The sequence below is a fragment of the Novosphingobium sp. NBM11 genome (assembly GCF_015390225.1).
Classification (GTDB): domain Bacteria; phylum Pseudomonadota; class Alphaproteobacteria; order Sphingomonadales; family Sphingomonadaceae; genus Novosphingobium.
The window spans coordinates 486,877-511,046 of record NZ_VUOG01000003.1 but is presented as its reverse complement, the minus strand read 5'-3'; the positions used below and the strand labels follow the sequence as shown (position 1 = coordinate 511,046).

At 67.0% G+C, this 24,170-nt stretch carries 19 protein-coding genes; 6 read left to right on the top strand and 13 right to left on the bottom strand.

What is annotated here, in order from left to right:
* The first annotated feature begins 27 nt into the window (after positions 1–27).
* From F1640_RS22585 to F1640_RS22575, 3 genes are read left to right on the top strand one after another with little or no spacing between them, the layout of a single operon-like run.
* Positions 28–1,086 carry a maleylacetate reductase gene (locus F1640_RS22585; protein ID WP_124808301.1) on the top strand — a complete coding sequence of 353 codons (1,059 nt, stop codon included), beginning with the start codon at positions 28–30 and terminating at the stop codon, positions 1,084–1,086.
* Between the two features lie 28 nt (positions 1,087–1,114).
* A complete protein-coding gene (locus F1640_RS22580) occupies positions 1,115–1,957 on the top strand; it encodes a dioxygenase (protein ID WP_194921913.1) in 843 nt (280 codons plus the stop codon).
* Positions 1,950–3,269: an MFS transporter gene (locus F1640_RS22575; RefSeq protein ID WP_206694932.1), complete on the top strand. Its 1,320-nt coding sequence runs from the start codon at positions 1,950–1,952 to the stop codon at positions 3,267–3,269. The genes F1640_RS22580 and F1640_RS22575 overlap by 8 nt, the downstream gene beginning before the upstream one ends.
* On the opposite strand, the gene F1640_RS22570 is transcribed toward F1640_RS22575, so the two are convergent.
* The 6 genes from F1640_RS22570 to F1640_RS22545 all read right to left on the bottom strand — a co-directional run bounded on the left by F1640_RS22570 (position 3,257) and on the right by F1640_RS22545 (position 8,994).
* Entirely contained in the window at positions 3,257–3,694 is a 438-nt protein-coding gene (locus tag F1640_RS22570; RefSeq protein ID WP_190287149.1) for a hypothetical protein, read from the bottom strand. The genes F1640_RS22575 and F1640_RS22570 overlap by 13 nt on opposite strands.
* A gap of 10 nt (positions 3,695–3,704) precedes the next feature.
* The gene (locus F1640_RS22565) at positions 3,705–4,226 is read right to left on the bottom strand and encodes a methylamine dehydrogenase light chain (protein ID WP_124808303.1); all 522 of its coding nucleotides are present in this window, start codon (positions 4,224–4,226) and stop codon (positions 3,705–3,707) included.
* Complete coding sequence (gene mauD / locus F1640_RS22560; RefSeq protein WP_309229351.1) at positions 4,223–4,852, bottom strand: methylamine dehydrogenase accessory protein MauD; 630 nt, start codon at positions 4,850–4,852, stop codon at positions 4,223–4,225. Before mauD ends, F1640_RS22565 begins: the two co-directional genes overlap by 4 nt.
* Positions 4,849–5,391, bottom strand: a complete 543-nt coding sequence (locus F1640_RS22555; RefSeq protein WP_124808305.1) for a MauE/DoxX family redox-associated membrane protein — start codon at positions 5,389–5,391, stop codon at positions 4,849–4,851. The genes mauD and F1640_RS22555 overlap by 4 nt, the downstream gene beginning before the upstream one ends.
* Complete coding sequence (locus F1640_RS22550; RefSeq protein WP_124808306.1) at positions 5,388–6,560, bottom strand: amine dehydrogenase large subunit; 1,173 nt, start codon at positions 6,558–6,560, stop codon at positions 5,388–5,390. Before F1640_RS22550 ends, F1640_RS22555 begins: the two co-directional genes overlap by 4 nt.
* A 64-nt stretch (positions 6,561–6,624) precedes the next feature.
* A complete protein-coding gene (locus tag F1640_RS22545) occupies positions 6,625–8,994 on the bottom strand; it encodes a TonB-dependent receptor (RefSeq protein ID WP_223806489.1) in 2,370 nt (789 codons plus the stop codon).
* 334 nt (positions 8,995–9,328) lie between these two features.
* Between F1640_RS22545 and F1640_RS22540 the strand changes: the two genes are divergently transcribed.
* Positions 9,329–11,431, top strand: coding sequence for a PQQ-dependent dehydrogenase, methanol/ethanol family (locus F1640_RS22540; protein WP_194921909.1), 2,103 nt, complete (start codon positions 9,329–9,331; stop codon positions 11,429–11,431).
* 28 nt (positions 11,432–11,459) lie between these two features.
* Here the strand turns inward: F1640_RS22540 and arsC are convergent, their stop codons facing one another.
* The 4 genes from arsC to F1640_RS22520 form a co-directional block, all read right to left on the bottom strand.
* Entirely contained in the window at positions 11,460–11,888 is a 429-nt protein-coding gene (arsC, locus tag F1640_RS22535; RefSeq protein ID WP_124808308.1) for an arsenate reductase (glutaredoxin), read from the bottom strand.
* A gap of 16 nt (positions 11,889–11,904) precedes the next feature.
* Positions 11,905–12,963 (bottom strand): ACR3 family arsenite efflux transporter, encoded by a 1,059-nt coding sequence (arsB, locus tag F1640_RS22530; RefSeq protein WP_375336214.1) that lies wholly within the window; start codon positions 12,961–12,963, stop codon positions 11,905–11,907.
* 11 nt (positions 12,964–12,974) lie between these two features.
* The gene (locus tag F1640_RS22525) at positions 12,975–13,361 is read right to left on the bottom strand and encodes a helix-turn-helix transcriptional regulator (protein ID WP_124808310.1); all 387 of its coding nucleotides are present in this window, start codon (positions 13,359–13,361) and stop codon (positions 12,975–12,977) included.
* 92 nt (positions 13,362–13,453) lie between these two features.
* Positions 13,454–14,440 (bottom strand): AraC family transcriptional regulator, encoded by a 987-nt coding sequence (locus F1640_RS22520; protein WP_124808311.1) that lies wholly within the window; start codon positions 14,438–14,440, stop codon positions 13,454–13,456.
* 274 nt (positions 14,441–14,714) lie between these two features.
* On the opposite strand from F1640_RS22520, the gene F1640_RS22515 reads away from it, so the two are divergent.
* The gene (locus tag F1640_RS22515; protein ID WP_124808312.1) at positions 14,715–16,268 is read left to right on the top strand and encodes an aldehyde dehydrogenase family protein; all 1,554 of its coding nucleotides are present in this window, start codon (positions 14,715–14,717) and stop codon (positions 16,266–16,268) included.
* Positions 16,269–16,547: 279 nt separating this feature from the next.
* Positions 16,548–18,872 carry a TonB-dependent receptor gene (locus F1640_RS22510; RefSeq protein ID WP_124808313.1) on the top strand — a complete coding sequence of 775 codons (2,325 nt, stop codon included), beginning with the start codon at positions 16,548–16,550 and terminating at the stop codon, positions 18,870–18,872.
* A gap of 208 nt (positions 18,873–19,080) precedes the next feature.
* Here F1640_RS22510 and F1640_RS22505 read toward each other — a convergent pair whose 3' ends face one another.
* The 3 genes from F1640_RS22505 to F1640_RS22495 all read right to left on the bottom strand — a co-directional run bounded on the left by F1640_RS22505 (position 19,081) and on the right by F1640_RS22495 (position 24,085).
* Entirely contained in the window at positions 19,081–20,268 is a 1,188-nt protein-coding gene (locus F1640_RS22505; RefSeq protein WP_124808314.1) for an SO2930 family diheme c-type cytochrome, read from the bottom strand.
* A gap of 11 nt (positions 20,269–20,279) precedes the next feature.
* Positions 20,280–21,524, bottom strand: coding sequence for a parallel beta-helix domain-containing protein (locus tag F1640_RS22500; protein ID WP_206694931.1), 1,245 nt, complete (start codon positions 21,522–21,524; stop codon positions 20,280–20,282).
* 68 nt (positions 21,525–21,592) lie between these two features.
* On the bottom strand, positions 21,593–24,085 hold the full coding sequence (locus tag F1640_RS22495; RefSeq protein WP_190287151.1) for a TonB-dependent receptor: 2,493 nt from the start codon (positions 24,083–24,085) through the stop codon (positions 21,593–21,595).
* Positions 24,086–24,170 lie beyond the last annotated feature (85 nt).

The following is a 24,170-nucleotide window of genomic DNA, read 5'->3' as shown; positions in this document are numbered from 1 at the left end:
ACCATGCGCCTTTCCCGCAGGAGGCCCATGCTCGACCGCTTCGCCTATACCACGTTGCCCGCACGCATCCTCTTCGGGCCGGGGATCGCGGCACAACTCGCCGGGGAAATCGAGACGCTCGGCTGCCGCCGGCTGCTGCTGGTTTCGACGCCGGGGCAGCGGGACAAGGCGCAGGCGATCGCCCAACCGCTCGAACGCAGGATCGCCAGCCATTTCGCCCATGCCACGATGCACACGCCGGTCGAGGTGACGGAAGCCGCGCTCGCGGAATTCCGCGACGTGGATGCCGATGGCGTGCTCGCTTTCGGCGGCGGCACGGCGGTTGGCCTCGCCAAGGCAATCGCCCTGCACACCGGCTGCCGGCAGGCGATCGTCGCCACCACTTATGCCGGATCGGAAGTGACCCCCGTGCTGGGGCAGACGGCAGCGGGCATGAAGACCACGGTGCGCGATCCCCGGCTGCTGCCCGATCTCGTGCTCTACGATCCCGAACTCACGCTGGACCTGCCCCTGCCGACCAGCATTACCAGCGGCTTCAACGCCATCGCGCACGCGGTGGAGGCGCTCTACGCGCCCGATCGCAATCCCGTTTCCAGCCTGATGGCGCTGGAAGGCGCGCAGGCGATGGTGGGAGCCCTGCCCCGCATCGCCGCCGATCCCCAACACCTGCCCGCGCGGACCCGCGCGCTCTATGCGGCATGGCTGTGCGGCACGGTGCTGGGCGCGGTTGGGATGTCGCTGCACCACAAGCTGTGCCACACGCTGGGCGGCAGCTTCGGCCTGCCCCATGCCGAGGTGCATACCGTGATCCTGCCGCACGCGCTGGCTTACAACACCCCGGCGGCGGTGGCGGAACTCGCCCCGCTGGCGCAAGCGCTGGGCGACGATCCCGCGCGGGCGCTGCACCGGCTGGCGCGCGACCTGGGCGCGCCGACATCGCTTGCAGCGCTCGGCATGGCGGAAAGCGATATCGACCGCGCCGCCACGCTGGCCACGCAGAACACCTACCCCAACCCGCGCCCTGTCGAACGCGGAGCGATCCGCGATCTGCTGGCGCGGGCGTGGCAGGGAGAGCAACCGGCATGACCGGGCCAATCATCAGGGAGCAAGGCGCATGAGCTATTTTACGGAGGCGCAATCGGCCGAGGCGGTCAACGCCCGGCTGGGCGCGGACATCGACCCGCGCCTTGACCGGATCATGCGCTCGCTGGTCACGCACTTGCACGCTTTCATCAAGGACGTCGAACTGACGGGCGAGGAATGGGCCAAGGCGATCGACTTCCTGACCGCCACCGGCCGCATCTGCAGCGCGGAACGGCAGGAGTTCATCCTGCTGAGCGACGTGCTGGGCGCATCGATGCTGGTCGATGCGATCAACAACCGCCGGCCGGACAAGGTCACGCAGAACACGGTGCTCGGGCCGTTCCACGTCGCCGGCGCGCCGGTGCGGGAAATCGGCGAAAGCATCTGTCTGGATGGCGAAGGCGAAGCCTGCCTGTTCGAAGGCATGGTTACGGACATAGCGGGGCGGCCCGTCGCCGGCGCGGAGATCGACGTATGGTCCGACAACGCCGATGGCTTCTACGATGTTCAGCAACCCGGCGTACAACCGCAATGGAACAATAGGGGCCGATTTATAACCGATAGGGATGGGCGATACGCCTTCATCGGCATCAAGCCCGTATCCTATCCCATCCCGCACGACGGTCCGGTGGGCCAGATGCTCGACGCGACCGGGCGGCATCCGTGGCGCCCGGCGCATACCCATTTCATCGTCTCCGCGCCCGGTTTCGACCGGCTGGTGACGCATACGTTCGTTGCGGGCGACGCATGGCTGGAAAGCGACGCGGTGTTCGGCGTCAAGGCGCCGCTGATCGTGGATTATGAACCCACGCCCGATGCCGCAACCCCGTGGCGCTGCGCTTTCGATTTCGTGCTGGCGCCTGCCGATGCGTGAGAAGCCCATCGCGCAGGACAGCGCCGCATCGTGGTACGTCGTGGCGATCTGCATGGCCGCCTATGTGCTGTCGTTCGTCGACCGGCAGATCCTGTCGCTGCTGATCGGACCGATCCAGGCCGATCTCGGCATCAGCGACACCCAGTTCGGCCTCCTGCACGGCTTCGCTTTCGCGATCTTCTACGCCACGCTCGGCGTGCCGATCGCCGGCTTTTCGGACCGGATGGCGCGCCCGGCGGTCATATCCGCCGGCATCGCCGTGTGGAGCCTCGCCACCGCCGCCTGCGGCCTTGCCGGCAGCTTCGCCGCGCTGTTCGGCGCGCGCGTGATGGTGGGCGCGGGCGAAGGCGCGCTTTCCCCGGCCACGCAATCGCTGATCGCCGATCTCTTTTCCCGCGAAAAGCTGGGCCGGGCGCTGGCGGTCTATTCGCTCGGCTCGTTCGTGGGCGCGGGGCTCGCCTTTGTCGCGGGCGGCGCGGTGATCGCGGCGGCGACGGCGCACGGCACGGTGCATATCGCGGGCCTGGCGCTGCGGCCCTGGCAGCTGTGCTTCATGATCGTGGGTCTGCCGGGCCTGTTGCTGGCACTGATCGTCGCCATGACCGTGCGCGATCCTCGCCCCGCCGCAAGCGCGGAACGGGCAGACCTCCCGCCCGGCATCGGCGCGGTTTTCGCCATGATGCGCCGGCATCGCGCGATCTTCGGCCCGCACCTTGCCGGCTATGCGCTGACCGGCTGGGCGCTGTTCGGCACGCTGGCCTGGGCGCCCGCCGTGCTGACCCGCGCTTTCGGATTCGATACGCGCGAGGCCGGGCTATGGCTCGGCCTGATCGCGACCTGCGCGGGTGGCGGCGGCGCCTATGCCAGCGGCTGGCTGATGGACTTGCTCGACCGTCGCAGCGGACGGGGTGACGGCGCGCTGCGCGTCGGCATGATCGGCGGGCTATGCTCGGCGCTGTTCGGCGGCGCACTGGCCTTCGCGCCTTCGCCGGGCACGGGCCTGGTGCTGCTGGCGGGTTTGCAGTTCTTTTCGTCGTTTCCCATCGCGCCGTCGGGCGCGCTCGTCCAGATTGTCGCGCCGCCGGCCATGCGCGCGCGGGTTTCGGCACTGCTGATCTGCTGCACGTCGCTGCTGGGCGCGGGCGTAGGAACGCTGCTGATCGGCCTGCTGAACGACCATCTGTTCGGCGCGGGCGCCGGGATCGTGCAATCGCTGGCGCTGGTGACCGTGATCGGTGGCGTGGGCGCGGCGACGATACTCGCGCCCGGATGCAAGCCTTTGCGCGCCTTCGTTGCGGGTCAGCGGGCCTGAACCCGCGCCTCGGCCATTGCCGCCTTGAGCCGCGCGCGGACCGGCCCCGGCGACCGTAGCCAATCGGCACGCAGCCGCGCCACTTCCTCGGTCGTATAGTCCTCGAACCCCGCCGGCATCGGCCCCATCCGGCGGACCAGCCAGTTCATCAGCCGGGCCACGTCGGCATCGCTGAGGCGTGAGGTGGAAACGCCGGGCACGCGCACCAGATACTCGCGCCCACCCGGCAAGGCTGCGAAAGGACCGAGCTGCCCGCGCATGTCGGGCACCTTGCCCGCCATGCCGCGCCCGTCGGGCAAGTGGCATCCCTGGCAGTGCAGCGCATAATCCACCCACGCGCGGTGCGCGCGCTCGTCCGGCGCCGTGCCGGTCGCCGCGACGCCGAACACCAGCGCCAGCGGGAGCAGGACAACCGGTCGCCGCACGGCCGCGCCGTCAGTCCGCCGGCCCGAGCACGACCGACGTGGAGCAGTGGTAGGCGACCCCCGCCTGCGTGCCGAGGCACCAGTCGAGATCGTTGGACGTGGTCGGCTGGTAGGTCGGCGTCGCGCCTTCGTCGCGGCTGCAGTTGCAGCGGCCGCACGCGGATTTGCCGCAGCAATCGTTGTAGCTGATGATGTAATTGCGCCCGTCCACGGGGTTGCGGCAGGTGCCGACCCAGGTGATCGGCGAAGGCTCGGTTCCCGGCGGGCACGAGGATGCCGAACCGCCGCAGCACGAACAGAGGAAGCCGTCCACCGCACAGTAGCGCCAGTATTCGCAGGACATCGGATCGCCCTGCTCCTGCACCTGCACGGGATTGGGCGCGCGTTCCGCGCGCGCGCGCGCCACCGGCAGCAGCGTGGCGGCACCCGACACGGTCAGGAAAGCGCCCAGCCGCCCGATGAAGCCCCGGCGCGACGTGCCGCGCGCGGCGCTGCGGGCCAGGTATTCGGCGGCGCGGTCCAGTCTTCTCATGCTTTGCTTCCCTGGTTCTGCCCCAGCAGCCCCGCCGCGCGGGCGCGCTGGAAATCCTGCAGCGAGGCGACGCCGATCCGGCTCGCTTCGAACAGGCTTTCAAGATGTTCGCGGTTGTTGATGAGGCCCTTGGCCACGATCTGGTTGTTGGCGTCGATCAGCACGGCATGGGGCAGCTTCGACACCTGGAAGGCGATGCCGAGCGGCGTCGACAGCACCAGCGGGAAGGCCTCCAGCCGTTCGCGCTCGACCATTTCGTATTGCGCCTGCGCATCGCCATCGCTGGCCAGCACCACCTGCAAGGCGTCACCCTGTTCGCGCGCGATCGATTTGACCACGGGAATCAGCGACTTGCACACCGGGCAGGTCGGCGAAAGAAAGAACAGCAGGGTGGATCGCCCGTCCGCCGGACCGCCGATGCGCACGGCGCGGCCATCGATGGCTTCCAGTTCGAACGCCGGCGTCTCCTGCCCCACTTCGGGGCCGCCCGGCAGCATCAGCGCGCCGACCGGACCAAGCCGTTCGTGCAGCATCCCCACCTGCCGCAGCAGCGCGACGACCACCAGCGCCAGCACGAGCACCAGAATCCACAGCGCGATCAGCGCGGCAATCACGGCATTGGTCACGAGCGGATCTCCTTGCGGGGAAGGTGCAGCGCCATGTCGGCACCGGCATGAATCAGCGCCATCAGCGCGAGGCCGCCGAGCAGGGTGACGGCGTCGAGCCATACCAGCGGGCGGGAGGAAACCGGCAGCAAAGCGGTCAAAACCGCCGCAAGCAGGAGCGCGTTGCGGCCGACGAGGCCCCAGCGCAGTTCGGGCACGCGCGCGCCGAAGCCGAGGCAGCCGCAATCGATCCGCGTGTTCCCGCGCAGGAGATTGATGGCGATAGCGGCCGCATAAGCCCCCAATAGCAGCGCGCAACCGAGCACGCCGGCCCGGCCCAGAGCAGGCCACAGGGGGCTGGCCAGCGCCGCCGCGCCGGCCGTGATTTCCGCCGCGATCACCGCTGGGGCTGCAACGGACTCCCCTCCGGCGGGCAACAGGCGATAGGCGCCCAAGGTTGGCACGAAACGCGCCAGATCGCGCATTTTATGCACGCCCGCCGACACGAACAGGCATCCCGCGCCGATCGCGGGCAACAATGCGAGAACGGGATCGATCATCGCGCGCCCACCGTGGCCACGACCGGCGCGGGCTGGATCAGCGTGAGGTCGGCCCCCAGCCCTTCCACCTTGCGCAGGACCGCCCCGGTGCCCGGATCGCGCACCGCCAGCGTGCCGCTGCCGAACAGGGTGGTGTAGAGCAGCGGCGCATCGTCCCCGCTGACGGCCACCGCGCTGGCCGGCTGGTCGAGCGCGATGCGGGCGGTGCGCTTGGCCGAGGCAACGTCATAGACCCAGATTTCCTCGCCGGGATATTTGTGGGTGCCCGCGCCGCCCTTGTGCATCAGCACGAACAGCCGCCCGCTGGGCGCGTGGTAGGCCAGCGGCTGCAAACCGCCCGGCCGCCACGCGGATTCGTCCGGCCCCGCCAGCTTCCAGCGCGCCTTCACCGCGATCTGCCCGCCGGCCCCGTCGATCACCGCGACATCGCCGGCAAAGGTGGTGAACAGCCAGGTCGATGGGCCGATCCGCACCGGCTTGTCGCTGGCGGGATCGTCGGCGGTGAACAGCGGCTTGGTCGTCGCGCCCAGACGGACCGCGCCGTCCGCATCGAGCGCGACCGCCTGCAACGATCCGTCGGCGCATTGCATCAGGAATCCGCGCGGCCCGGTCATGTGCATCAACCCGCAGCCGGGCGTCGGAAATTCGCCCACCAGCTTGCGCGCCTGCGCATCGACCACGCTGACCGACTGTTCGGGCGTGAAATTGTACACCAGCAGGAACCGCCCGTCGTCGGTCAGCGGCATGGTGGAGGGCAGCGGCAGCGACTGGATGCGCTTGGCCGGGATCTCCACCTCGTCGCCCGGCATCAGGTCGCTGATCTTGAAGAACGTGACGACATCGGTGCGCGTGCCCCGGCTACCGCGCGAATAGTACGTGCCCGGCACCATCGCCGTGCGCCCTTCGGGCGAGACGGCGACACCGGTGTGCGACATGCCGCCCGGAATCGTGCCGAGGAAATGGCCACTGTCCGCATCGATCAGATAGGCGCGGCCATCGGCGATGTGCAGGAAGCTGATGTCGTTCACCAGCACCCAGTGCGGCGGCATCTGCTCCTTCAGCTCGACCGTGGTCAGTTCCTCGGGCTTCAGCGGCGCTGGCTTCGGCGGCGCGGCCATCGCGTGCGACGCGCCGAGCGCGAGGAGCGAAAGGGCAAGCAACGTCTTCATCGCATACTCCGAAACGAAAACCGGCCCCGCGCCCGCTTCCCCATAGCCGTGGGCCGAGCGGCAATCACCACTTCACGCTCGCGCTGACACCATAGGTGGCGGGCTTGGCGTACATAGCGGTGGTGCCGAGCGGACCGAGATTGAGCGTATACTGGCGATAAGCCTTGTTGAAGACGTTGCGGCCGAACACCTCGATGCTGAACCGGTCGTCCGCGCTCGTCCAGGTCAGCGAGGCGTTCGAGACGTTGTAGGCCTTCTGGAACGAGGACGCGCCGTTGGTCACTTCGAGATACTGGCCGTCGTACCACGCGCCATCGAACTGCGCGGCGACATTGCCGAGCGCGGTGTCGATGTCATAGCGGAACAGGTAGTTCACGCTGAAGCGCGGCGCGTTGGGCAGCTTGGCATTGGTGACAGTGGCCGCCGGGAACGTGCAGAAATAGTTGCCGGTGCCCTGATCGACGCAATATTGCGGCACGCTGGCGCCGGGGACCAGCACCGAGAGGTACTCCGACCCCGCCGTCGCCACCGACTTGACCTTGCTGGTTTCCCAGGTCGCGCCAAGGTTCACGTTGAAGTGCGGGACCGGCCGGAGCCACGCCTCGAACTCCGCGCCCGTTGCCGTGGCATCGCTGTTGCGGACCTGCGGCACGTTGGCGATCAGGGCGAAGGCCTGATAGTTCTTGTAGCTATAGTGGAACACGGTGGCGTTGGCGCGGATGGTCTTGCTGTCGTTGGACCACTTGATGCCGCCCTCGAACGCGTTGAGCGTCTCCGCCTTGTGCTGGAAGGTCGAGGCATCGATCGCGGGGCTGAGCGTGAAGTTGCCGCCCTTGATGCCCCGGTTCCACGATGCGAACAGCAGCGTGTTCGCCGCCGCCTTGTAGTTCAGCGTGGCGCGCGCCGCCCAATCGCCCTTGGAGATGCGATCGACGCCGGGGATCACCGCATCGAAGCTCTGGTTGGAGGCCAGCTCCACCGTGCTGCCGTCCGAACTGACGAGCGAATGGTAGGTAACGCCCTTGGTGTCCTTGGAATAGCGCAGGCCGGTAATCAGCGTCAGCGCATCGGTCAGGTCGTATTCGGTCTGCGCGAACAGCGACCAGTTCTTCGAGGACAGGCGATAGGTCTCGTCGATCGAGGGGTTGCTGCCACCCAGCCCCACGGCCACCGCCGCGCCCAGCGCCGGGTTGCCGGTGGTCACGGTATGGCCGTTGATCTTCATGTCGAGGTAATAGAACCCTGCCTGCCAGCGGAAGCGCGGCAAATCGCCCGACAGGCGCAGTTCCTCGCTGAACTGGCTGTAGCGCGCCTGCGTCTCGTAGCGGATGAGGTCGAGCGGCGTGGCGTCGCCATCCTCGAGATAGGACTTGGTGAGCTTGGTATAGTTGGTGATGCTGGTGAGCTTGATGCCGCCCAGATCGTAGGCCAGCTTGCCCTGATAGACATCGATCTTGCGATCCAGGAAACCGGGCACGTTGGAGAAGTTCTGGTAGGGACTGGCCTTCTCGCCGGTGATGCCGTTGATGACCCCGCCGGTGCCGTTCGAGAGGCCGGCGGCATCGGTGGTGCAATAGCCGTTGTCCTGCAGGTTGCAGTTGTCGAAGACATAGCCGCCGGTAGCGACGTGATCGTCCTGCGAATGCTTGTACCACAGGTCCAGCTTGCCGTTAGGGCCAAGGTCCGCCTGCACCGTGCCGCGCACGGCCCAGCCGTTTTCCCCGCCCAGCGCCTGCCCGTCGCTTTCGAACACGCCCGGCAGCGCGGCCGCCGGCTTGATGTAGCCATCGGCCTTGGCGACGCGGCCCGCCACGCGGAAACGCAAGCCGGAGGTGATGCTGCCGCCCACCGCGCCTTCCAGCGTGCGCCGGTTGAAGCGTTCGTAGGTGCCCGAGGCATAGCCGTTGAAGTCCGCCCGGCTGGCATCGTTGCTGACGTACTGGATCAGGCCGCCGGTGGCGTTGCGGCCGAACAGCGTGCCCTGCGGCCCGCGCAGCACTTCCACGCGCTGCACATCGAACAGCTGGCCGGAAATGCCGTTGATCGAGCCCATGTAGGCATCGTCGACATAGACCGCGACCGGGCTTTCCAGGTAGTCGGTGAAGTTGTTCTGCGAAATGCCGCGCAAGTTGAAGATGGTGACGTTGGGCGACCAGGCGTTGAGCTGAAGCCCCGGAACGTGCTGCGTGATCTGGGTGGTGTCGGTCACGCCCAGCGCCTTGAGCTGGTCGCCCGAGAACGCGGTGATCGAGATCGGCACCTTGGCGACGTTCTCGGACCGCTTGGTGGCGGTCACCACGATATCGCCGAAGCCGCTGGTCGCGTCCTGCGTGGCGGTTTGCGCCTCCTGCGCGTGCGCCGTCCCAGTCATGCCGGCGATCGCAACCGCCATGGCCAGTATGCTCGACGCCGCTTTGGTTTTCCCGAAGGTCATGCCGGATGCTCCCTGATCGCCGGCACCAACTGGTGCTTTTGTTGACCGGATGCTCGCCGAGGGGCCTTGGTATTTCAACAGTATAGAAATGCCGAAAACGTACATCCGCCGCGCATTGCGGATTGCCGGAACGCAAAGCGGCCAAGCTCTGCGGAACCCGCAGGCGGGGTTCGCGAAATCGGTTGAAACCTGTGACCGAAATGACGCGCTTTGCGTACAGCGCCGTTCGCGTTCCGGATAGCGCCGCACCGTCAAATCGGGTGCCCTTCGGCCCTCAGCGACAGCGGGCGCGGCCGTGACCGGCCTCGTGCCCCTTCCATATGGCGGAACCCGGATGAAGACCAAAGCGATCCTGCTGACCGCGATCTGCGTCAGCGCCACGGCCCTTGCCGCGCCGAAGCCCGCGCCTGTCCGCGCCAGCACCGAGACCGCCAGCGCAGATACGGACTGGGCCATGCACGGCCTTGATCCCGGCGAGACGCGGTTCAGCCCGCTGGCCGGTATCGACGCCACCAACGTCGCCCGGCTGGGCGTGGCGTGGAGCGCCGATTTCGACGCGCGAACGCTGCGCGGGGTGGAAGCGACGCCGATCGTGGTCGACGGCGTGATGTACGTCAGCGGCCCGTGGAGCGTGGTCATGGCGCTGGATGCGCGCACCGGCCGCGTGCTGTGGCGCTACGATCCGCAAGTCGATGGGGCCACGGCGCGGCGCGGTTGCTGCGACGTGGTCAACCGGGGCGTCGCCTATGCCGACGGCAAGGTGTTTCTGGGCGCGTTCGACGGACGGCTGATCGCGCTCGACGCGAAGACGGGGCACGAGGTCTGGTCGATCCAGACCACGGACCGCGACCGGAACTACACCATCACCGGCGCGCCGCGCATCGTGAAGAACCGCGTCATCATCGGCAACGGTGGCGCGGAATACGGCGTGCGCGGCTATGTCACCGCCTATGACGTGGCCACCGGCAAGCAGGCCTGGCGCTTCTACACCGTGCCCGGCGATCCGGCGAAGGGCTTCGAGAACAAGGCCATGGAAATGGCCGCCGGCACCTGGTCGGGCAAATGGTGGAAGGTGGGCGGCGGCGGCACCGCGTGGGATTCGATGGCCTACGATCCCGAACTCGACCTGCTCTACATCGGCGTGGGCAACGGCGGACCGTGGGATCGCACGGTGCGCAGCGCCGGCAAGGGCGACAACCTGTTCGTCTCCTCGATCGTGGCGATCCGGCCGGAGACGGGCGAATACGTCTGGCATTTCCAGGAAGTGCCGGGCGACGAATGGGACTACACCGCCACGCAGCACATGATCCTGGCCGATCTGGAAATCGGCGGACGAACCCGCAAGGTGCTGATGCAGGCGCCGAAGAACGGCTATTTCTATGTGCTGGACCGCGCGACCGGCGAGTTCATCTCGGGCACGCCCTATGTGCCGCTCAACTGGTCGAAAGGGCTGGACCCAAAGACCGGCCGCCCCGACATCGTGCCGGCCGCGCGCTATGCCGAAAGCGGCGCGCCGTGGCTGGGGCTGCCCTCGCCCGCGGGGGGGCACAGCTGGCAACCGATGAGCTATGATCCTTCCCGCCGGCTGGTGTTCCTGCCCACCGCCGAAATGCCCTATGGCTATGTGTCGGCCAAGCCCGGAAGCTTCGCCTACGATCCGCGCGGGTGGAACACGGGGCAGGACCCGGCCGCCTCCTCGATGCCCGAAGATCCCAAGGTGCGCGCGCAGATCCGCGCGATGATGAAAGGCGCGCTGGTGGCGTGGGACCCGGTGGCCGGGCGCAGGGTGTGGAGCGTGCCGATGCCGCTGCCGTGGAACGGCGGCGTGCTCTCGACCGCGGGCGGGGTGGTGTTCCAGGGCAACGGCACGGGCGAATTCGCCGCCTATGCCGCCGACAGCGGCCGCAAGCTGTGGTCCGTGAACCTGGGCAGCGGCATCGTCGCCGCGCCGGTCACCTACCGCATCAAGGGCGTGCAATACGTCTCGGTCGCGGTCGGCTGGGGCGGCATCCTGCCGCTCAACATGGGCGAGGCGCTGAAGGAAGCGGTCGGCCCGCGCGTGAACCGCATCGTCACCTTCCGGCTGGATGGCAAGGCGCCCTATGCGCTGCCGCCAGTCGATCCGAAGGTGCTGCCACCGCTACCCGCCAGCGCCGGCGATCCCCGGCAGGTGGACGAAGGCCGCACGCTGTTCCACGTGCGCTGCTGGATGTGCCACGGGGATACGGCGGTGAACCACGGCGGCGTGCCCAACCTGCGCTATTCGCAGGCGATCACCGATCCGCAGATGTTCGCCGCCTTCGTGCTGCAGGGCGTGGGCGAACCGCAGGGAATGCCCAACTTCGCCAAGGACCTGACCGCCGCGCAGGCCGAAGCGATCCGCACCTATGTGGTGAAGCGCGCGCTGGACCTGAAGGCCGATCCCGACGCGCCGTGAGCAAGCGTCGTCGCGCCCTCCCGCTGGTTCAGGCGATGCGGTTTCCGTCGGCGTCCACGACCGCTTCTCCATCTTCCTTGGAGAACGCCGCCTGCTGACGCCGGGGCAGGAGATCGAGAACTTCCTCGGACGGGCGGCACAGGCGGACGCCGAGCGGCGAGACCACCAGCGGGCGGTTGATGAGGATCGGATGCGCCATCATCGCATCGATCAAGGCGGCGTCGCTCAGGCTTTCGTCGGCCAGGCCCAGTTCGGCGTAGGGCGTGCCCTTCTCGCGCAGCAGGGCGCGCGGGGTGATGCCCGCGCGGGCGATCAGGCTTTCAAGGAGAGCGCGCGACGGCGGAGTCTTCAGGTACTCGATGACATGCGGTTCGATGCCGGCATTCCGGATCATCGCGAGCGCGTTGCGCGAAGTGCCGCAATCGGGATTGTGATAGATCACGATGTCGGTGGTCATGGTCGTTCCTTGACGTTCAGGCGATCGCCGGGGTTTTCCCGCCGCCAAACCAGTTGCGGCGGAACCACAGCGCGAGATTGACGAGGGCGATCAGCACCGGCACTTCGACGAGCGGCCCGATGACGGCGGCGAAAGCCACCGGCGAGGCAAGGCCGAAGGCGGCGATAGCAACGGCGATCGCCAGTTCGAAATTGTTCGAAGCGGCCGTGAACGAAAGCGACGCCGTGCGCGCGTAGTCCGCGCCACTGGCCCGGCCGAGCGCGAAGGCCAGCACGAACATCACCACGAAGAAGATCACCAGCGGGATCGCCACGCGGACGGCATCGAGCGGCAGCGCGATGATCTCGCCGCCTTTCAGGCTGAACATGCACACGATGGTGAAAAGCAGCGCCACCAGCGTGACCGGGCTGATCGCCGGCAGGAACGTGCCCTCGTACCAGGCCGCCCCGCGCATGCCGATCAGGACGCGCCGGACGAGATAGCCGCCGAGGAATGGCATGCCGAGATAAGTCACGACGGCCCTCGCGATCGTTGCGAAATCCACGTCGACCATGTGCGCCTCCATGCCGAACAGGGGCGGCAGAACGCCAAGGTAGAACCAGGCGTAGGGGACGTAGAACACGATCTGGAACAGCGAGTTGAACGCGACAAGGCCCGTCACGTACTCCGGGCTTCCCTCGGCCAGCTGGTTCCACACCAGCACCATGGCGATGCACGGCGCGATGCCGATCAGGACGAGCCCGGTGAGGTATTCGGGCCTGTCCGGCAGGAACAGCGCGGCGAGCGCGAACATGAAGGCGGGAGCGACGACCCAGCACAGTACGAAGGACAGCGCCAGGACCCTGCCGTCGCGAAAGACCTTGCCGAGTTCCTCGTACCGCACCATGGCGAGCGGCGGAAACATCATGAGGATCAGACCCATGGCGATGGGAATGCTGGTCGAGCCGACCGACATCGCCCCCAGTGCGCGCGGAACCGATGGCGCCAGCGTGCCCAGAACAATCCCCACGGCCATTGCCGCGAAGATCCAGACGGTCAGATAGCGATCGAGAAACGAAAGACGCGGATGCGCCACCACCGGCCGGGTCATCGTGCAACCATCCTCTTGCTAGTCGCCGCGTTGCCCGCGGAGTCTTCGTCCGCGGCCGGAGCGCATGCCAGGTTTGCGCCGCAGGGAGCCCCGCCGCAGCAGTTTTCGGTGAGATAGGCCATGAGACCATTCATGGCGGGGTAGTTGGCCGAGTAGATGATGGACCGGCCCTGCCGGCGCTGCCTCACCAGTCCGGCATGGGCCAGCTGGGCCAGATGAAAGCTCAACGAGGACGCCGGCACCGCCAGACGACCGGCAAGCTCGCCCGCAGGCAGCCCTTCCTCGCCCGCCTGAACCAGCAGGCGATAGGCGGCCAGCCGATGTTCCTGGGCAAGCGCGCCAAGGGCGCGGACAACCTGTTCCGCAGCAAACGATGATTCCATATTTCCAATATTATGGAAATGATATGGCGCGTCAAGAGGATGACCGCGCCGCGGGGCAACGGTCGCGCCATCAGGACCGCGACGATGCGCGCCTATCCCCGCTTGCGCAGGGTTTCCGAGGGGAGGCAGCCGTATTGCTGGCGATAATACTGCGCGTAACGGCCGAAATTGACGATGCCGCATTCGAGCATCAGTTCGGTCACGCTGGCGGCGCCATCGCTTTCCATCAGCGCGCTGTGCAGCTTTTCCAGCCGGTGGCGGCGGACGTATTCCAGCGGCGTTACGCCCAGGAAGTGGCGGAAGCCGCTTTGCAGCGAACGCACCGAAACGCCGACCTGCGCCGCCAGCGCGGCGATCGAAATCGTCTCCTCCACCGAATCGTGGATGATCTCGCGCGCGCGGCGGACGTGGCGGGGCGAGATGTCGTTGCCGTGAAGCGCAATCTGTTCGGAATAGCTGTTGCAGTAATTGCCGAGCAGCACTTCGGCGAGCAGCATCCCGTACTGGCGTTGCAGCCGCTTGTTGCCCATCGTGATCGGGCAAAGCTGCAACTGCCCGCAGATGTGGGTCAGCATCCCGCGCCACACCAGCGGCAGTTCGCGCGTGCCTTCGCGCCCCGGGTAGAATTCCAGGCGGCGCTGGACCGGGATGTGGAGCTGCTGGCCGAGATAATCGGTGCAGATCGACGCGGGCATACGCACCGCGAGGTGGCGGCAGTTGCCCGTCATGTGGACCTTGAGCGGCGTGCCGGGCGAGGACACCATCAGTTCATCGGGCCGCAGCTGGTAGCGGTTGCCATCGGCCCACATCACGGTTTCGCCATCGAGCGCGAGATGGACCAGGAAGTGATCGTCCTCCAGCTGCGCCTCGACATCGACCTCGGTGCCGTACTGCAGATCGACGAACTGGATCGCGCCGAGTTCCATGCTGTAGATGCGCGCATCGATCGGCTCCGCCCGGCCGCAATCGAAGCGGTGGCGCGAAAGGCGCTTCGAAAGGTGTTCGTGGACCACGTCCGCCCGATCCGAATGGAAGGACTGAACACCGGCGACATTCGACTGGGCAAGGACGGCTAGCATGTGGCGGCTCCCTGAGCGCGACGGTTTGCCCGCCGTGTGTTCTCGCTTGCACTGTTACCCGGCTCACGCGGCCTGATCGGGTGCCGATCATGAGAACCGCGTAGCCGAGTCCTCATCCGATGCAGGACACTGAAAGCCGCGTCTCCTGTCAAGAGGCGTGCGCCTTCCTTTTGCCGGATCGGCACGCGGCCTGCGCAAAGTGGATAGCGCGGGCGCGAACGCGCCTCCTACGATCGCGGAACGTCAGCACCATCCACGAAAAGGTGACCCTGAAATGAGCGACACGCTGGACATCGCAAGCACCGCCGGGGCGAGCCCTTCCGCCACCGTCGGGTCCGGCGCGCAGGCCGCCAGCGCCCCGACGCAGGCCTTCCTCGCCCACCGGCACGGCCTGTGGATCGATGGCGCGCAAGTACCGGCCATCAGCGGCGACCGGCGCACCGTGATCGATCCGGCGACCGGCGCGCCGATCGCCGAGGTGGCCGAAGGCGGCGCGGCCGACATCGACCGCGCGGTGGCCGCCGCGCGCACCGCGTTCGACACCGGCCCCTGGCGCGCGCTGCGGCCGGTGGAGCGCGAACGCCTGCTGCTGCGCCTGGCCGACCTGATCGAACGCGATGCCGATCTGCTGGCCGAGCTGGAAGTGCTGGACAACGGCAAGATCCTGCCCATGGCGCGCCACGGCGATCTGGTCCTCGCCATGGATTCGCTCCGCTACATGGCCGGCTGGGCGACCAAGATCGAAGGCACGACCATCGCGCCCTCGTTCCATTACGTGCCGGGCCTCAGCTTCACTTCGCACACCATCCGCCAGCCGGTGGGCGTGGTCGGGCAGATCATCCCGTGGAACTTCCCGCTGGTCATGGCGATCTGGAAGATCGCGCCCGCGCTGGCCGCGGGTTGCACCGTGATCCTCAAGCCGGCCGAGGACACGCCGCTGTCCGCGCTCTATCTGGGTGCTCTGATCGCCGAAGCCGGATTTCCGGCCGGCGTGGTCAACATCGTGACGGGCGGCGCGGCGGCGGGCATCGCGCTGGTCGAACATCCGCAGGTCGACAAGATCGCCTTCACCGGATCGACCGAAGTCGGGCAGGAAATCCAGCGCCGCGCCGCGACCACGATGAAGCGCCTGAGCCTTGAACTCGGCGGCAAGAGCCCGGTGGTGGTGCTGGGCGACTGCCCCGTGCAGATGGCGGTGGAAGGCGCGGCCGGCGCGATCTTCTTCAACCACGGGCAGGTCTGCACCGCCGGTTCGCGGCTGCTGGTCCACCGCAGCATCTATGCCGATGTGATCGACGGCCTCGCCGCCGTGGCCGATGGCATGGTGCTGGGCGCGGGGCTCGATTCGGCCAGCCAGATGGGGCCGCTGGTTTCGGCGAAGCAGCGCGCGCGCGTCGACGGCTTCGTGCAAGGCGCGCTGGCGCAGGGCGCGCGGCTGGTGGCGGGCGGCGCGGCCCCCGACGGCCCCGGCTTCTTCTATCGCCCCACCGTCTTCGCCGACGGCACGCCCGAGATGACGCTGTGCCGCGAGGAAGTGTTCGGCCCGGTGCTGGTGGCCATGCCGTTCGACAGCGAAGAGGAAGCGCTGGCGCTGGCCAACGATACCCGCTTCGGCCTCGGCGCCAGCGTGTGGACGCAGAACCTGGGCGCGGCCAACCGCTTCGCGCTGGGGCTGAAGGCGGGCAATGTCTGGGTCAACGCGCACAATCTGCTCGATCCGGCAGTGCCGTTCGGCGGCCACCGGATGTCCGGCTATGGCCGCGAACTGGCGCACGCGCCGCTCGAACTCTACACCGAGGCGAAGTCGGTGACGGTCACCCTGCTCTGAGCGCCTCCACCCCTTTTTGACGCCCCGCCCCCCGGGAAGCCGCCGCGCCCTCACGCGGCGGCTTTTTGCGTATGCGAAGGGTGCGAGCCAATAGGCCGGCCTTTTTGGGAAATCCTTATTCGCAATCGCACCACGCCTTGCCGAACGCGCACATTGGCTGCGGATAGCGAATTGCCGCTGCCCGGCGAAATCCGGAAGTTCCCCGCAATGACGGCCGGCGCGGAACCGGACGCAGAAGTTCGCAGGCCCCGCCACGCAACTTTCCAATGAGGGATCACAATGACACCGGGAAATCACCGACACATCGGCCGCACGATCGCGGCCGGACTGCTGGCCGCAACCGCGCTTTCCTTCGGCGGCATCGCCCATGCCGAGGAAACGACGCCCGGCACTTCCGCCAGCACCGGCCTTGAGGAAATCACCGTCACCGCGCGCAAGCGCAAGGAATCGCTTCAGGAAACGCCGATCGCGATTTCCGCCTTCTCCGGCAACGCGCTGGAACAGCGGCAGGTCAGCTCGGTAACCGGGCTGGACCGGGTGGTGCCCAACCTTGTCGTCAGCGAGACGGCGCCGGTCGGCGGCAGCAGCGCGGCCGCCTCGTTCTTCATCCGTGGCATCGGCCAGACGGATTTCAACCAGAACACCGAACCGGGCGTGGGCATCTATGTCGACGGCGTCTATATCGCGCGTTCGGTCGGATCGGCGTTGCAGCTGGTGGACCTCGAGAACCTCGAAGTGCTGCGCGGGCCGCAGGGCACGCTGTTCGGCCGCAACACCATCGGCGGCGCGATCAACATCACCACCAAGAAGCCCGGCACGGAACTGGGCGGCACCGCTTCCGTCACCGGCGGATCGGACCACCTGCTCCAGTTCAAGGCGACGCTCGACGCGCCGATCACCGACCGCATCCTGACCAAGCTGACCGTGTTCTCGCGCAACCGCGACGGCTATGTCACGCGCACGAGCGACGGCGTCGATCTGGGCAACGACAACAAGTTCGCCATTCGCGGCGATGTCCGCCTGCTGCCGACCGACACGCTGACCATCGACGCCTCGATCGAACGGATGCGCGAACGCGAACACGGCGCGCCGCTGCAACTGATCGCGGCCTATGCCGACGCGCCCTTCGCCCAGTACAACAACCTGGCGCTTAACGGCGCCGTCTGCGCCACCACGCCCACGGCCGCGCCGTGCTACGGCTCGCAATGGATCGCGCCGGCCGGCAAGGATTACGGCACCGGCCGCGTCGTTTCCAACATCGACGTGCTGGGCGTGAACGTGACCGCCAACTGGAAAGCACCCGAACCGATCCTGGGCAGCGAGATCGCGGTCAAGTCGATCACCGCGTGGCGCAAGCTGGATTCGATCTTCGGCGCCGATCACGATCACAGCCCGGTGCTGATCGACCACACCTTCAACGATTATTCGCAGCGCCAGTTCTCGCAGGAACTCCAGGTCACCGGCTCGTCCAAGCTGCTGAACTGGGCGGCGGGCGTCTACTACTTCCGCGAAAGCGGCACCGACGCCAACACCGTGGACTTCTCGATCGGCAGCCTGCTGAGCGGCGGCGCGATCCGCAACCGCAGCCTGGCCTTCTATGGGCAGGCGACGCTGAACATCACGCAGGCCCTGTCGATCACCGGCGGTATCCGCCATACCGACGAAGACAAGCTGTTCCTGCCCAACCAGGTCTATCTGACCGACTTCGTCGCCAGCGCGACGCAGATCCTGCCGGCGGGCACGCCGCAGGTGCTGCCGGGCGCGACCGGCAAGCTGAAAGTCAACGAAACCAACTTTCTCGCCAATATCTCGTATAAGTTCACGCGCGATATCATGGCCTATTTCAACTATTCGGACGGCTTCAAATCGGGCGGCTTCACCCAGCGCCTCGCCGGCCCGCCATTCATCTCGCCCCCCTCGTTTTCGCCGGAATACGTCAAGGTCTACGAGGCCGGCATCAAAAGCGAACTGTTCGACCGGCGCGTGCGCCTGAACCTTGCCGCGTTCCAGACCGACTACAAGGACATCCAGCTCAACGTCCTCTCGCCCGGCCTGCCCAACCCGTTCACGATGAACGCCGCCAAGGCCCGCATCCGCGGGTTCGAAGGCGAACTGAACACGCGGATCGGCGGCGGCTGGGCGTTCAACGCCTCGGTGGGCTACCTCGACGCGAAGTATCTCGCGGCGAGCGGCGGCATCATCCTGCACACCGTGGCGGGTGACATCCCGGTCGGCACCGGGCTGGTCAACGTGAACAGCAAGTTCGTGAACGCCCCGAAATGGACGGCTTCGGTGGGCCTTGCCTACACCGCCGAAACCGCCATCGGGAAGTTCTCGCCGCGCGTGGACTGGGCCTATCGCAGCGACGTGTTCCTCGATGCGCTGAACACCCCGCTGCTCCACCAGCCCGGCTATGGCCTGTGGAACGGCACCGTGAGCTATACCGACACGGCGGAAAACTGGACGGTGAGCGTGGGCGCGAAGAACATCTTCAACAAGCGCTTCCTGGTCGCCGGCTACGCCGACGTGGGCGCCTCGGGCTTCGTCGAAGGCGTCTACAACCGTGGCCGCGAATGGCAGATCGAGGTGCGGCGCAAGTTCTGATCTTCGAGTGGACGTGGAGAAGGCGCGGGCTAGCGCCCTTCTCCTCCGATCGCCGCGCCACCCTTGCCCCGTCTCCTTATGGAGGCGGGGCTTTTTCTGCGGCGACCATATCGCTGCGGAAGGCCCACCCCGCTGCGACTAACGCCGCCTGCGGTGGCGCAAGTCTCGCTCCCCTCCCGCTTGCGGGAGGGGCCTGGGGTGGGATGGCTTATTGCTCCGAGGCCAGCCGGCACTGGCCTTCCATCCGCTCGATCCAGCTGCGCACCAGCGCGATGCCTTCGGCATGGACCAGGCTGCGGCCGATTTCCGGCATCATCGTGCCCGGCACGTTCGAGCGCAGGCGATAGAGCAGGATCGACTTTTCCGGTTCGCCCGGCGCCACGTCGAACGGCAGGCCGCCGCCGCCATGCCCGCCGGCCACGATCTGCTTGCATACGCCAATCCGGCGCGGGCTGGCCCAGTCGGCCCCGTGTTCATGGCCCTGATCGAACCACAGCCCGGTGGTGCGCGCGGCGCCGACGGGCGAATGGCAGTGGCTGCAATTGATGTCGAGATAGCTGCGCGCGCGCGCATCGACGGGCAGGCGCTCGTCATGCCAGTCGACGTTGCGCGGCGCGGACGCCGCCGCCGGCGCGCCGGTCAGGTAGCCCAGCCGCTGCAGCCGCGTAAGCTGGTTGATCGTGCCGAACTTGCCCGGAAAATCGCGGTTCAGGTGCCGCGCCTTGATCCCGATCGGCTCGATATGGTTGATCTCGCCCGTCGTGAAATTCGGCGCGTGGCAGTTCGCGCAATCGTTGGCGTTGGGCACGACATAGACGAAGTCCTTGCGCTCCGCGCCGTCCACCATCGTCAGCGGGATCGCATCGCCCACGCGCTCCAGCGTGGCATCGCGCTGGTCCTCGTCCCAGACATAGGGCAGCGCTACCCAGCCGCCCGCGCGATGGACCAGCAGGCGCGTTTCCATCAGGCGCACGTGCGCAAGCCGCAAGCCGCCCACGCCATCCTGATAGTCGCTCGCCCGCGCCTTGACCACGTCCGTGCTCTCGCCCGTGTGATCGGCGGGCGCGACGGGGTAGTAGAACGTCTTGGCGATGACCGTGCCCACCGGCAGGTCGAACGCGCGATCGGGATTGTAGGCCGCTTTCTTCCCGTTCGGAATGAACAGCACCCGCCATTTCAGCGCGTAGTCGGTGAACAGCGGGGTGGCGAGTTCGTAGGTCACGCCCGATGGCGCGGCGGCCAGCCGGTCGCCCGCGCGCTGGATCAGCTTCCATTGCGAGAGCTTCGCCGGAAAATCCTCCCGCGATCCCGCCGCGCTGGAATGGTGCGTCAGCATCGCGAAGCCGAGAACGGAAGCGACCAGCGACCACAGCACGAACCGCAGGGATTTCGGCACCGGACAGCCCCCTAGCGGATGACGACAGGCGGCTGGCGCTTGAAGCCGTCGCAGCTCTTGCCGTCGATCACGGCGAACTTGCCGGGGCTTTTCGGATCGAGCCGGATCAGCTTGTCCGGCCCGGACGCGAGGCAGATGCCGTTGTCGTCACCGGGCGCGCGGGTATAGCCGTCCCATACCACGTTGGTGCTCTGGCCCGCCGCGCGGATCACCGGGGCCGCCGGGAAGCGCTCCGCATCAGGCGCGTTGCCGCCACCCGAGATACGGTTGCCGGCGATCAGCACCCGGTCCGGATAGGGATCGTGCTCGCCGGGCGCGCCGGCCTCGATCTTGTAGTCGGTCGAGAAATCGCTGGCGATGGCGATGCCCATGGTATCGTTGTTGCGGATGTCGTTGTCGAAGATCTCGACGTCGTCGTTGGCCAGCACGATCATGCCGGTGCCCTTGGGCACGATGCTGACCGCCGTGCCCTTGGCCGCGAAGTTCGGAGTGTTGTTCGCTTCGGACACGTTGTTGTGAATGCGCGTGCTGTGGCCGGGCTTGGGCAGGTTGGGCATGTTGAACACAAGGATGCCGCCGGTGTTGCGGGTGGCGACGTTTTCATAGACGTCCGCGTTCGTCGAGTTCTCGATCTCGATCCCGGCGACGTTCAGCTCCGCCCGGTTGCGGCGCACGATGATGTTGTCCGACTGCCCGACATAGATGCCGGCGTCGGAGGAACCGAACACTTCGCTGTCTTCGATCAGCACGTCGGTGCAGCCCACCGGGTAGATGCCATAGGCGCCGTGGGTGCTGTTGTCGGGATCGGTCCAGCGCACGCGCACGTTGCGGAAGGTGACGCCCTTGGTGCCGTTGATCTTGATCCCGTCGCCCTTGGTGTCCTGCACGGTCAGGTCGCTGACGACGAACTGGTTGCCCGTCACCAGCAGGCCGACCGGACCGGCGACCATGCCCGCGAACGACAGCACGGTCTGGTCCTTGCCCGCGCCCTTGATCGTCACACCCGAGGCAGTGAGGCCCAGGCCGCGCGAAAGGCGGTACTTGCCGGCGGGAATGATTATCACGTCCCCGGCCTTGGCATCGAGCAGCTGTTCCTGGAGATGCTTTTCGAAGGCGCGATCGGTGACGAAGCCATCGGCATCGGCCTGCGGACCCGCCGCCCAGGCCGGCCCGGCCAACCCCAGCGAGCCCAGACCCGCCACCATCAGCGCACTGCCCAGCAGCGCCGCGCGGCCGCGTACAAATCCTGCCTTCATCGTTCTCTCCTCGCTTGGTGCGATCCCGTGTGCGCGGCCGGCGACGCTTTTTGCCGGCCGCCGATTCGTCAATACTTGAGCGCCACGCTGCCGCCGAAGAAACGCGGCGGCGAAATCCGCGTGTAGGGCGTGCCGAACGTGGTCGTGGTGATGTTGTTGATGCCGTTCATGTACTGCTTGTTGAACAGGTTCTCGACCCAGAAGGTCACGGTCACGCGTTCGTTGGCGCTCTTGCCGCCGATGCGGGCGTTGACCAGATCGCGCGAGGACCGCAGCGTGCCGAGCTTCGTCCAGTCCACCCCGCCCAGCACGGTATCGAGCGCGTCGTCATAGGGCGTGCGCGCGTTGGTGCGGGCGCGCGAACGGTGGCTCCAGTTGAAATCGGCAAAGAGCTTGCCGAAGCCGACCGGCACGGTGGCGTGCGCGCCGAACGTGCTGCTGAGGCGCGGCTCGCCGGTCGGCTGTCCGTTGAGGTTGAGATTGATCGGCCCGCTGAAGGTCTGCACCTGCTCGATACGGCTCGCCCAGGTGGAATCGATCCAGGAAAGGGTGCCCGACAGGCTCAGGTAGTCGTTGATCTTCAGCGCCGTATCGAGATCGAAGCCATAGGCTTTCGAACTGCCGGTGGTGGTAACGTATTGCGGAATGGTGCTGCCGTTCTGCACCAGCGAGATCGACTGGCGATCGTTGTAGCGGAAATAATAGCCGGTCAGGTTGAAGCGCAGCCGCCGGTCGAAGAATTCCGACTTCACGCCGGCTTCGAAGTTCCACACGGTTTCCGGGCGGAAGTAGCTGTTGATCGCCTGCGAGTTGAAGCCGCCCGCCTTGTACCCGCGCGAGGCGGAAACGTAGGCCATGACATCGGGCGTGAACTTGTAGCTGACGACGAAGCGCGGCGAGACGTCGTTGAAGCTGGCCTTGCGCGTGAACGGCACGTTCTGCAACGCGCCTTCGTTGAAGATCAGGTTGCCCGTGGGGTAAATCGGCGCACCCGCCAGGAACGGCTGGGCAGCGAGCGTCTGATAGACCTGCAGCACCGAATAGGTGGTCGCCGGATCGAACAGCGGCGGCAGGCCGAGCTGGTCGAAGCCCGCGTTGAACACCGCGCCCGGCAACTGGATCGCCGACAGGCCCGGCGATTGCACGCTGGGCGCGAACCAGGTGAAGGTCTTGCGGTCGTTGGTATAGCGCAGGCCGAAGCGCAGGCTCCACTTGTCGGTCACGTCCCAGGTCACGTCGCCGAACGCGGCGAAGGACTTGTTGCGCGCGGTGTTGGTCATGTCCTCGCGCCAGGTGTTGCCGAACACCGGCAGGCCGGCGCCGGCGAAAGCGCTGAACAGCGGCAAGCCGCCGCTCGACAGCGCGAAATCGATCGAATCGACCAGCGCCGTCACCGCGCTGGTCTGGTGGCCGACCTCGTTGAAATAGCTGCCGCCCATCAGCCAGTGCAGCTTTTCGCCATCGTGCGAAAGGCGCAGTTCCTGATAGAAGCTCGTGTTGCTCTCGATATTGTCGGTGTCGAGATAGCGCGTGGGATCGTTGGTGCCGTCCTCGTCCTCGCGGTTCGAGGTCGAGAAGCGGCGGTACGAACTGATGCTGGTCAGCTTCAGCCCGTCGGTGATGTCGCGGTTGATGGTCAGCGCATAGCCGTTGAGCAGGCGCGTTTCGCGCGCGCCGCCGACCACGTCGTTGGTGAACGGCCCGAACGGATCGCGCGACAGCGCCACCTGGCTGATGCCGATCGCCACCGGGCCATCGTTGCGCGTTTCGTCATGATCCCAGGCGAAGACCACGTCGGTCGCGCTGTCGGGCGTCCAGCGGGCGGAAATGCGGCCCGACGTGGTGTGGATGAAGCCCCGGCCCTTGCCCGTGACGGCATCGTGCAGCCAGCCGTCGCGCCGGTTGATCAGCACGTCGCCGCGCACCTGCAGGGTATGCGTCAGCGGCACGTTGATCATCGCCTCGATGCGCTTCGAGCCATAGTTGCCGAAATCGAAATTGGCGGTGGTGGTGAAGCGGTCTTCCGGTTTCTTGGTGACGATCGAGATCGCGCCGGCGGAGGTATTGCGCCCGAAGATCGTGCCTTGCGGCCCCTTCAGCACTTCCACGCGCTCGATATCGTTGAAGAAGATCAGCGCCGAGCCGGTCCGCGCGGTGTAGATGCCGTCGACGAAAACCGCCACGGCGGGTTCGGTGCCGATGCCGAAATCGTCGGTCGCCACGCCGCGAATGGTGAAGCGCGGCTGCGTGACCGAGCTGTCGTCCACCACCAGCCCCGGCGTGAAGGCGGCCAGCGAGCCCAGGCTGATCGCGTGCAGTTCGTTGATCTTGGCCGAACTGACCGCAACCACGCTGACCGGCACGTCCTGCAGCCGTTCCTCGCGCTTCTGCGCGGTCACCACGATTTCATCGAGCCCCTGGGTCGCCGTTTCCCCGGCGGCAGGCGGCCCCTCCGCCGCGCGGGCCGACGTTGCGACCAAAGCCAGGCTCAAGCCGATGGCCAGTACCGAAACCTGATGGAACGCGGGCTTGCCCCCGCCGCGTCGCGTAAATCCGGTCACCTGTACCCCCCAATATTTCTGCATTGTTATGTTTGTTTGCTACGCAATTGGCACGGCCCATGTCAAGAACATTGCCCTCCAAGCA